This is a genomic window from Bradyrhizobium sp. UFLA05-153 (assembly GCF_054185185.1).
The window spans coordinates 19,674-29,318 of record NZ_JBBIAM010000116.1 but is presented as its reverse complement, the minus strand read 5'-3'; the positions used below and the strand labels follow the sequence as shown (position 1 = coordinate 29,318).

At 62.3% G+C, this 9,645-nt stretch carries 9 protein-coding genes and 1 pseudogene; 4 read left to right on the top strand and 6 right to left on the bottom strand.

Annotated elements, in window-relative coordinates:
• The 5 genes from Q2941_RS41050 to Q2941_RS41030 all read right to left on the bottom strand — a co-directional run.
• The coding region (locus tag Q2941_RS41050; RefSeq protein WP_458196061.1) for a DUF3147 family protein at nucleotides 1–218 on the bottom strand (218 nt) is incomplete at its 3' end.
• A complete protein-coding gene (locus Q2941_RS41045; protein WP_458196060.1) occupies nucleotides 215–808 on the bottom strand; it encodes a cupin domain-containing protein in 594 nt (197 codons plus the stop codon). The genes Q2941_RS41050 and Q2941_RS41045, both read right to left, overlap by 4 nt.
• Nucleotides 795–1,424, bottom strand: a complete 630-nt coding sequence (locus Q2941_RS41040; RefSeq protein ID WP_458196058.1) for a phosphatase PAP2 family protein — start codon at nucleotides 1,422–1,424, stop codon at nucleotides 795–797. The genes Q2941_RS41045 and Q2941_RS41040 overlap by 14 nt, the downstream gene beginning before the upstream one ends.
• 262 nt (nucleotides 1,425–1,686) lie before the next feature.
• On the bottom strand, nucleotides 1,687–3,231 hold the full coding sequence (locus tag Q2941_RS41035; RefSeq protein WP_458196057.1) for an FAD-dependent oxidoreductase: 1,545 nt from the start codon (nucleotides 3,229–3,231) through the stop codon (nucleotides 1,687–1,689).
• 773 nt (nucleotides 3,232–4,004) lie between these two features.
• Complete coding sequence (locus tag Q2941_RS41030; RefSeq protein WP_458196056.1) at nucleotides 4,005–5,774, bottom strand: peptidoglycan-binding protein; 1,770 nt, start codon at nucleotides 5,772–5,774, stop codon at nucleotides 4,005–4,007.
• Between the two features lie 879 nt (nucleotides 5,775–6,653).
• Here Q2941_RS41030 and Q2941_RS41025 point away from each other — a divergent pair.
• From Q2941_RS41025 to Q2941_RS41010, 4 genes are all read left to right on the top strand, one after another.
• Nucleotides 6,654–7,103, top strand: a complete 450-nt coding sequence (locus Q2941_RS41025) for a low affinity iron permease family protein (RefSeq protein WP_458196055.1) — start codon at nucleotides 6,654–6,656, stop codon at nucleotides 7,101–7,103.
• A gap of 650 nt (nucleotides 7,104–7,753) precedes the next feature.
• Entirely contained in the window at nucleotides 7,754–8,311 is a 558-nt protein-coding gene (locus Q2941_RS41020) for a DUF4142 domain-containing protein (protein WP_458196054.1), read from the top strand.
• Nucleotides 8,312–8,450: 139 nt separating this feature from the next.
• Nucleotides 8,451–8,639 carry an aldo/keto reductase gene (locus tag Q2941_RS41015; protein WP_458196053.1) on the top strand — a complete coding sequence of 63 codons (189 nt, stop codon included), beginning with the start codon at nucleotides 8,451–8,453 and terminating at the stop codon, nucleotides 8,637–8,639.
• Nucleotides 8,630–8,812 carry a hypothetical protein gene (locus Q2941_RS41010; RefSeq protein ID WP_458196052.1) on the top strand — a complete coding sequence of 61 codons (183 nt, stop codon included), beginning with the start codon at nucleotides 8,630–8,632 and terminating at the stop codon, nucleotides 8,810–8,812. The genes Q2941_RS41015 and Q2941_RS41010 overlap by 10 nt, the downstream gene beginning before the upstream one ends.
• A gap of 198 nt (nucleotides 8,813–9,010) precedes the next feature.
• Here Q2941_RS41010 and Q2941_RS41005 read toward each other — a convergent pair.
• A pseudogene (locus Q2941_RS41005) lies at nucleotides 9,011–9,642 on the bottom strand (transposase); the annotation flags it as partial.
• Nucleotides 9,643–9,645 lie beyond the last annotated feature (3 nt).

Genomic DNA, 9,645 nt, shown 5'->3' with positions numbered 1-9,645 from the left:
ACGGCGAGCGCGATCGCCCCCGCGAGCATCGCCTGCGTTTGCAGGGTCGCATAGTGCGCCCCGTGCTGGTGCACCGCAATCCCGAGCGTGGCGAGCGCGACCGAGGGTGCGGCTGCGAAGAGACCGGCGAAGCTCTTGGGACGTAGAAGATCTCCCAGCATCGCGAAGCCCGATACGACGGCGCCCCCGATGAGAAAGCGGACGACGTCCTCGGTCATTTTGCCTTCTTCCAGAGTCTCGCGAGCGGCCCGCCGGCCCCGTAGACCGGATCCTTGCGCGGCACCGGGACCTTCGGAATGGTCTTGAGGGCGCGCGGATGGTCCTCGACCGAGGTGCACTCGTCGTACGAGTAGGCGCCGATGACGAGGAAGTCGCCATCCGCCCCCAGGCACTGGTGCCCCGTGCCGGCGGGCAGGACGGCGACGTCGCCGGCCTTCAACGTGAATATTCTGCCCTTCTTCCCGCCGAACCGAACGCGCCCCTTGCCGCGTGCAACGCCGAGCACCTCGTGGATCCGGGAGTGGTAATGCTCGTAATCGTAGATGCTGTTGCGCCAAGTATCGCGCCATCCGTTCGCTTCGAACAGATCTTCGAGCACGGCGGCAGGATCGTGGCGTTGATCGAGATCGACGGCGCCGCGGTAGATGACCAGTGGCCATCGCGGATGATTGGGGACAAGACCGTCGTCCTTGAAGCGAATAGTGTGAGGCTTTCGCACTTGTGCAAGGTCCCCAGCCTTCCGCTTACCGGGGCGCCGCAAACCGGTGGCGCGTTCCGCATACCCCTTTAGATCCTCAAGGGTCGGCATGATCGTTCTCCGTTAAAGCGTCGAGCGGGTAGCCGGTGCACAGCCGCAGGAACCGTTCGAGAGCCGCTCCCAGCGCGAAACCTGCGACGACATCGCTCGCCCAGTGCGCCAGGACGACTAACCGCGTCAGCGAGATGCCGACCGCAACGGCGCGGATCGCCCGACGGGGACCGGCCGGCAATGCGCCGGCCGCCGATGCCAAGGCTCCCATGTGCAGCGCGTGGCCGGAGGGAAAGGCGTCCTCACGCTTCCCGGAAAATGGGACGCCATGGAGGTGCCCGATCACTGTCCTGCGGTCCGGTCGGGTCTGGTCGAACAGAAGCTTCAAACCATGGGGCAGCAGCGACGCCGCGACCGTGACCAGAAGAGCATGGTTGCCGGCGCGCCGCAGCGGCTCGCCCCGTCCGCGCGACGCGAGCCAACCAGCCGCCGCCAGGACCAGCAGGACCTTCTCGTCGGCACCCCAAGTCAGGGCGCGGGCTACCATCTCCGGAGCCGGCGCAGTGTTGCGGGCGATGAATCGTGCGGCCACGACATCCGCCTTGGTCGGCCGGACGCTGACCGGAAAGCTTGGGCCTCTAAGGCGACTCGCTGAAACTCTAGCAATTTTGAACATGGCTCAAGCGATCGACTTCACCAATCTATAAAGACCTCTGATCGTGCTCTGCTGCTTGTCATCGACAATCAGCCTTCCGCCGTATGATCCGCGCCCAGCGCAAGCGAATGCTCGGAACGAACCTTGCTACCCATTGCGAGGTAGATCACATCGAACTCCCTCGAGGATCCGTCGGACGCGAGCCCATGTCATGCCGCGTGAACGGGAAGCCGCCGAAGCATACGATGTGGCAGGCCTCTTCCTCCGCGGCTGTCACCTGTCGCTATTCCGCGGCCTGGGCACTCGGCGGAATTTCCGCCGGCGCGAGCGGAGATACGGCGGGCCCATTGAGCGCAGTGCCGCCCGGCGCGAATTGAGACCCGTGGCAGGGGCAATCCCAGCACTGCTCCAGCGAATTCCAATGCACGACGCAACCAAGATGGGTGCAGCTTGCAGACAGCAGGTGCAACTCGCCCTGGCGATCGCGGCAGGCGGCAATCTTCTTCAATCCGCTGCGAACCAGCCTGCCCTCTCCCAAGCGAAGCCGCTCCACCGAGGCAAGTGCGTCGGCGCCGAGATATTCCGCAAAGTTCTTCAGCGGCGTGATGTTCTCGCTGATGAAGGTTGTGATGTTCTTGGAGATCTTGCGCTCCGGCAAATAGACGGCCTCCCAGCTATTGCCGCCGATCGTGATCAGATCCGCAATCAGCAGGCCTGCCACGAGGCCATTGGTCATGCCTTGCCCGGAATCGCCGCTGACGAGGAAAACATGCGCTTCGTCCGGGCTGCGTCCGACGAAGCCAGTGAAGTCCATGGGTTCGAGCACCTGGCCGGACCAGCGATGGGTGATCTCGCCGATCATCGGCAACCGCGCCCGCGTCCACTGCTCGAGTGCGGCAAAGCGCGCCTGACCATCGTCGGCCTCGCCGGACTTGTGGTCCTCACCGCCGACAATCACGATGTCCTCATCCGCCGAAGCCGGCTGCAGGCGGACATAGTGATAGGGATCGAGCGTATCCCAATACAGTGCATCCAGCAGCGAGCCGGCCGGGACTTTGGCCGCAATCACATAGGTGCGATAGGGCGCCTGCTTGGTATGGATCGCGACCTGCAGATTGACGGGCGAGTTCGTCGCGACGACAACGTCCGTGACCCGCACCTCGCCGCCTGACGTCTTGAGAACGATTTCGCCGCGGCCGTGCTCGATCGTCTCGACGCAGGTGTCACCGTAAAGCCTGGCGCCGCGCCGATGCAGCGCTTTCGCCAATCCGGCAAGGTATTTGGTTGGATGAAAGCGCGCCTGCCGGGGGAAACGAAGCGAGCGCGCAAGACCGCCGTGATGGATGGGGGTCGGATCGCCGCAAAGCTCGACGGGGATTCCGAGCTTCCTGCAGCTTTCGAATTCCTCATCCAGATGCGATGGCAGCGTTTCCGGCGCCAACACCCAATAGCCATCGACGCGCCGGAAATCGCAGTCAATCCCCTCGGCAGACTGGATCGCCTGCGCACGGTCGATCGCAGCGGCGACGCTCTGGTAATACAGCCGGCCGCAATCCTCACCGCGGACCCTGATCAACTCCTTGTAGTCGTCGTCCAGGGTCGTCGCCAAATGCGCGGTGGTGCGCGCCGTCATTCCTCCGCCGATTCTGCCGCGGTCGAGCACGATGACCGAGCGCCCGCGCGCGGCCAGTTCATAGGCAACCGACAGACCGGCGATGCCCGCGCCGACCACGCCGACATCGGCACGTTCCTGACCCGAAAAGCGCGAAGCCGCCGGGATGAATGTCTCCATCCAAAGCGACTTGGTATCCTCATCCAGCACGTTCATGGCATTTGTCCTCCGGCGTACAAACGAAGGGCAAAGCGCAACCGTTCCTTTGAACAGAGGCCTCCGCATTCGAGCCCACATGTGCCGACGAGGCCCGTATGGACTGCCGTGGTGCAGCTTTAGCATTTGCGAAAAGGAGAAGGCCGGCTCGGCAGCAGGTGAAGCTGAGACGAAGGAACCAGTCACATTAGCGGACTTGTTCCCGGGATCATCTGGCCAGGTTAAAACGACCGCCGCTATCGCTGATTGCCCGTTCCATCCAATGATCAATCCACTCGCCGGTGGTATTCTTGGTCGCGGCACCCATCCAGAGCTGATCTTGAACCGGCGATGCTTTCTGAGAGCCGCGAATTCGCCGCCTCCGCGCGGTGCCATATGCCGAATGTCGGTGAGAGCCTCGACACGCCGCGAGCGGCCAGGCGGTTACAGATCTCGTTGGGTGTCGTCGACGTTCACTTCCCTACCACTTCTCCTTCGACGTACGCACGTCTAGCTCGACCTACCAGGCGCCGTTCGGTTTAGAGGAAGGAGAAAGCACCGTTCGTAGGCCCCGCCTTTCGCGCATTTGAAAGTCCTGAATGTAGACGGTCTCGCGGGATCTTCGCAGCGATGCGAGAAGTCGTTGCGGTCTAACGCGAGCCGTCGCTCGAACGGCCTTCCTCTCCACCTTCACGGACAGCTTCGGCCGCGGTGGATCGTGCGGACGCGATTAACGCTCCGCGGTACCGCGGCACAAAAAGAGCCCCGCCGAAGCGGGGCTCAGCATCACGTCCTCAATACTTCTTGCCTTGAGAATTGTCGGCCGGCTGGCTCGATGCCGGAGGATTGCTCTGGTTGGGCTGCCCGGACGGCATATTCTGGTTGGCGGCCGGCGGATTGTTGCGTTGGGCCGGAGGCGCGGCTTGTCCGGTCGTCTGACCGGAAGGCTGTTGCGTCCCGCTCTGTCCCGTTGTTGCCGGCTGGTTTTGCTGGGCCTGTCCGGTCGTTGCCGGTTGATTTTGCTGAGCCTGCCCGGTCGTTGCCGGTTGGTTCTGCTGAGCCTGCCCGGTTGTCGCGGGCGGGTTCTGCTGCGCTTGGCCAGTTGTCGGCTGGTCCTGCTGCGCCGGAGCATTGGCCTGACCGGTGTTCTGTCCGGTCGTGCCCTGTTGCGCCGGCTGCTGTTGGCTCGTCTGTCCCTGACCAGTCGTGGTCTGGCTCTGGGTGGCACTAATCTTGTTGGAGACGCCAAGCGCCGAGACCGTGCTGATATCGATCGAGCCGCTGGCCTGGATGCCTTGCTGCCGCTGGAAGGTGATCAACGCCTCGCGCGTCCGCGTGCCGAGCACGCCATCCGCTTCACCGGTCAGCAATCTGCGCTCGATCAGCACCTGTTGCACGACACGAATCTCCTCGGGACTCAGATTGAGCGCAGCAACGCTGCCACCGCTGACACCGCCACCGCCGATCCTGCCGGCGTGGCTGAACCGCGTCCGCGGCCCTGCCGGAACAACATCCACAATCCGGCGGCTCCGATCGAGGACCACGATCTCGTCGTCGACCACGAAGAAGCTGTCGTCGCTGAAGTCCGGGAACACATCGATCAGCGCCGGAAAGGCCGAGACGGCCACCACGTTGATGTTTCTCGGCACCACCACGCCGGTATTGACCTGGAAGTTGATCGAGCTGGCGTTAACCCGCGCCACGTTGCGCGAGCTGAGCACCGACTGCTGCAGCGTGGTCTGCTGTTGCGCATTGACCGATACGCGGCCCGCCATGCTCTGGGTCGTCGTACTCTGGTTTTGCGCCGGCGCAGCGGCCTGGGTGCCGGTCGTTGCGCCCTGGCTCTGCTGCGTGGTCTGCCCCTGCGTCGTCTGACCCTGCGTGGCCTGACCCGGGGCAGGAGCATTGCTCTGCCTGGTGTTGGCGCCGGTTGTCGTGCTCTGGTCCTTCTGGCCCTGGTCCTTCTGGCCCTGCGGCGCCTTTTGCTCGGACTGTCGCGTCTGGTCGCGCTCGCCGCGCCCCTGTCCGACGGTCTGACTGTTTTGCTTGCCCGAGGACTGATCCTTGTCTTGCGCCTTTTGCTCGGATTGACGAGGTTGGTCGCGATCGCCACGGCGCTGGCCGATGGTTTGGTCCTTTTGACCCTGCTGATCCTTACCGATCTGGCTTTTCTCCGCAGCGCGGCCGCCCTCCCTCATACCTTCGCTACGCTCGGTGCGTGACGGACCAGCCGCTTGCCCCCGCTGATCCTTGCCGATCTGGTCTCTCTCCGCAGCGCGGCCGCCCTCCCTCATACCTTCGCCACGCTCCGTGCGTGACTGACCGGCCGCAGGGCTTTCCGCCCGGCCTTCGCGTGGCTCCGCGGCCCGGCCCTGCGTCATGCCTTCACCGCGGGATCCACCGCCCGCGCCCTGCGACATTCCGCCTCCCGACTTGTCGTGCTCTGCGGAGCCGCCGCCGGCGCCCATTCCGCCGCCGCCACTTTCACGCATGCCTTGCGCCGCTGCCAGGCTGACGCCGGCGAGCAGCAGTGCTGTGGACAGCAGAAACCTACTCTTTCTCATGCTCATCTGCATTTCCTCCAATATTCATTGCTCGCAGTGTCTTCGATCGGCACTTTCGGATTTACAAAACTTGAAATCCATCGCGCGCTACCACGCGGCGCGAAGCGCAATCCGACTTTCCGGTCTGTTGGAAAACGAGACGGTATTGGGAACGTTCCTGACCGCAGCACCAGACGGAACCTTCAGGCTAAGGGAAGCTTCATGTTCCCGACGCGGGTAATGTCCAACAGTGCAGTCGGCAAGGATAGTTTTCTCGGGCGAGTCACCCGGACGAGACAAGACGCTGTTCAAGAAAAACTTGCTTTGATGAGGTACCCAACGCAAGCTTGCAGTTTAGGGAAACGACTACCGCGTAATAAGACGAAATCGTCAGTCGTCCATGTCGCCTGCCCTTCTTAGATCTGCAGGTCTGGTGTCCGCTCTGCGCCCCAAGAGCTGGCTTCCCCGCAAGACGCGTTTTGATCACATCAACCGAATATCGTGCTGAGCGCAGCAGAAGGCGGGAGATTGACGCGACTGGACGGCGACCTCCAGCCGCCACGTGCGTCCAGGCGCCAGCAGGTGCGCGATTTCACGCCAACCTCTCAACCACGGTCGATACCCCCATCAAATCGGCGGGAACTTTGATGAATTCCGCCGCGTTGGCCGGGAGAAAAGTGAAGAAGCGCACGAAGTTCGCTTCGAAGCGGTGAAGACCGGCCGATGAAAGCAGCCGGTCAAAGAAGGTCGGTAGCAACCGTAAGAAGGTCGAACGCCGGCTCAGACGCTGGGAGCAGGACAGCGCTTAGGGAGGCCTTGACCAACCTTAGCGGACGCTGCGGGACGCTCATCGCTCCAGCGATGCTTACCGGCCAGTCGTTCCAGATATAGTAGGACTGAATGCAGCAGCGCCATCAGGAAAGCGAGCGACCACGCCGACTTTTCGCGTCGATTGCAAACACGGCATCGCAAGCGGCCGGCCGTGCATCGGCCTTTATTCTGGCCTGCACGTTGATTGTCATCTGGGCTGTTACTGGGCCTCTGTTTCGATTCTCCGACACTTGGCAGCTGGTCATCAATACCGGAACGACCATCGTGACGTTTCTGATGGTCTTCCTGATCCAGAACTCACAGAATCGGGACAGCGCAGCCATCCAGGTGAAACTGGATGAACTTATCCGAACAGGTGCCGTCCAGAATTCCTTCGTCGGCATCGAGCATTTAACCGCGGACGAACTCGAGGATCTGCGCAAACGTTGCGAGGAACGCGCCAAGGCTGTCGCCGCGAACAGACAGGTCGAGCGGAGAACCGAGAAAGCACACAAGGCGCACCGTGGTGCGACGGATTAGTGAGCAGCTCGCCTCGTCGTCGGCTTGCGGAGCGGGTGTTCCTTGGACTTCGCGCGCCACTTGCTCGGCGTGTTTTTAACCTTGTTCGGGCGTAGGAGGACAAGGTTATGCGACGGCGCAAGCCGAGAACACCGTTGAGCAAGCGGCCGCCCGAATTCACGCTGCTTTCACGCGGAAAGACGCGTGAGGTCAAGAAGCAGAGAGCTCTCATCGTCGGGATTAAGACCGCCGATCCAGACTTGGTAGATTAGCCGCGGGACCTCGCCATTCATCCGCGTCTCGCGTGTCCGGCCCTCGAGACGATGAGCTGGGGCGGTTACAAGCAGCGGCGCGTCAATCACTCTTCTGGCTTGTATGTCGCGATCTTGCGCGCGCCGTCGCAAAGCTCGACTTCATGGCCATCAACGAGCTGTTTGGCTCGCTCTTTTGCTGTTTCCTCATCTGGGCAATGGAGATCAATGCGAAGCTGAATGTGGCCGTCCGGCCCAAGAATATAATGCTCGATACTCCGACATGAGCTCGCTCCAAAACGCTTTACGCGCCCTTGGCCGGGTGCCCGCCCCTTTGGAACAAACGCCTCCAGCTACGGTTGGTCGGCACAATCCAACGCGCCGCGCGCACGCGCGGCATGGCTTAAGAGGATGTGAAGCATGAAACGCACCATGATCGTCCTGGGCTGCATTCTGCTGGCAGGCCCGGCGCTCGCTCAGTCGGTCGGCGAAAAGACCGGCGTGAACTCCGTGCTCGGGGTCGCACCGACAACGGCCGATTTCGTCAAGGAGGTCGCGATCAGCGACATGTTCGAGATCGAGTCCAACAAGCTCGCCGAGCAGAAGGGCAATGCGCAGGAGAAAACATTCGCGCAGCAGATGGTGACCGATCACACCAAGACCAGCAACGATCTGAAGGGACTCGTGACGAGCGGCAAGGTCAAGGCCGAGCTGCCGACGACGATCGACAGCTCCCACCAGAGCAAGCTCGACAAGCTCAGGGGTGCTTCGGGCAAGGATTTCAGCTCCGACTTCGACTCCTATCAGGTCAGCGCCCACAAGGACGCGGTATCGTTGTTTGAACGCTATGCCAAGGGCGGCGATAATGCCGATCTCAAGGACTGGGCCGGCAAGACGCTTCCCGCCCTCAGGCACCATCTCGAGATGGCCCAGGAGTTCGGCAAGGCCCCGAGCGTCGGCCAGTCCAGCAAGAAATAGTCTATCGGGACGACAACTTGGTGCCGGCGATCTGCCGGCATCTTTCTGCCGGTAGCACCCGCGCAACTCCGCCCACGTTGACGGCGTGACACGTACAGAGATCCCTCATGAAGACCAGGCAACCATTCTCGCGGCGGACATGATCGGCGCGACCGGGGCCACTCTCACGCAGCCGTCGGACAGCATTGACACGATGACATGTCTCGCCGAGATTGCCGTTGCGCACGGAGCCAGCATCAGCCAGGTCGCACTGAACTGGCTGTTGGCGCGCGATAGTCACGTGATTCCCATCCCCGGCGCGAATCTCGACGTACTCGGTTGGCGCTGATGCGCGCCGCGCACGGACGGGCAGCCTGTCACCATTCGCAACACTCATCGCCGCACTGGCGCGGCTGGTTCAAGCCTGAGAACCGGCTGTCCAACCAGGTGGTCTTGCAAGCCAATAAGGTAGCGCCGACAGAAATGAGCGCGACCTTTCTCGAATTTGCCAAATTCGATTAGGAATGAGCCGTCGATTACTTCTCTTTGATAACGGTCGTGCTGCTGCTACCAACCGTGCCTTCCTCGCAGACTTTGGTCTGCCTGATGCGGTCTTCAGCTTTCACGCGGCTCTTGAAGGCCATCGGACCGACCTGCGTCACGACTTCCTTGTCCGCGGCGTGGCGACAAGAGCGCGATTGGGCGGCGCGGAGGTCACCTTGCCGGACAGACGTAGAGATCGCGTTCCTGATCGTAGGCGAAGTCTTCGCGGGAGAACGTCCCATCCTCGCGGGCCGATTTATCGAACACTATGCGGCTTGATCGCATGCTCGTTAACGAGCCGCCCCAGCATCTCGGCCGAACCGTAAGCGCTGTCGGCGGCCAGGCGCTCGGGACAGAGCCGAGGCGCTCGTCGGTGCGTTCAATCATTGGGCCCGCCGCACCGACCACGGCCTGCTGATAGCTCGCGTCGCCTCGACATCGATAATGATCGCGGCCTTCGGGTCGATCAGGTAATTGTCGGCGTAGGCAAAGTAAGGCATGCCCTTTGTAAGCGCCGGTCCATTGTGCGGCTGGATCCGACTTGGAGATAAACTTCGCCTCGCTCCCCGCGCCCCACGCAGCCTCATCTAGGATGTCCAGACATTCGCGGACGGATCGGCGCGTCCTGGCGATTGCCTCCCAGTCAACATCGTCAGACCCAGCAGCAGAACGCTGTTTAGTGGGATCGGCGGCAATCAGGCTGGCATCGACCGCAAAAGCGGCCCCCTCGACCCATCCCTTCTGCCATGCAGCGCCGGGACCACGGTCGCGAACAGCTTTCGTAGCAGATCGCAATCGCGGAAGCGGCCATC

Coding starts and splice junctions, on each gene's coding strand:
- Q2941_RS41045 (WP_458196060.1), bottom strand. CDS start 808: ATGCCGACCCTTGAGGATCTAAAGGGGTATGCGGAACGCGCCACCGGT.
- Q2941_RS41040 (WP_458196058.1), bottom strand. CDS start 1,424: ATGTTCAAAATTGCTAGAGTTTCAGCGAGTCGCCTTAGAGGCCCAAGC.
- Q2941_RS41035 (WP_458196057.1), bottom strand. CDS start 3,231: ATGAACGTGCTGGATGAGGATACCAAGTCGCTTTGGATGGAGACATTC.
- Q2941_RS41030 (WP_458196056.1), bottom strand. CDS start 5,774: ATGAGAAAGAGTAGGTTTCTGCTGTCCACAGCACTGCTGCTCGCCGGC.
- Q2941_RS41025 (WP_458196055.1), top strand. CDS start 6,654: ATGCAGCAGCGCCATCAGGAAAGCGAGCGACCACGCCGACTTTTCGCG.
- Q2941_RS41020 (WP_458196054.1), top strand. CDS start 7,754: ATGAAACGCACCATGATCGTCCTGGGCTGCATTCTGCTGGCAGGCCCG.
- Q2941_RS41015 (WP_458196053.1), top strand. CDS start 8,451: ATGATCGGCGCGACCGGGGCCACTCTCACGCAGCCGTCGGACAGCATT.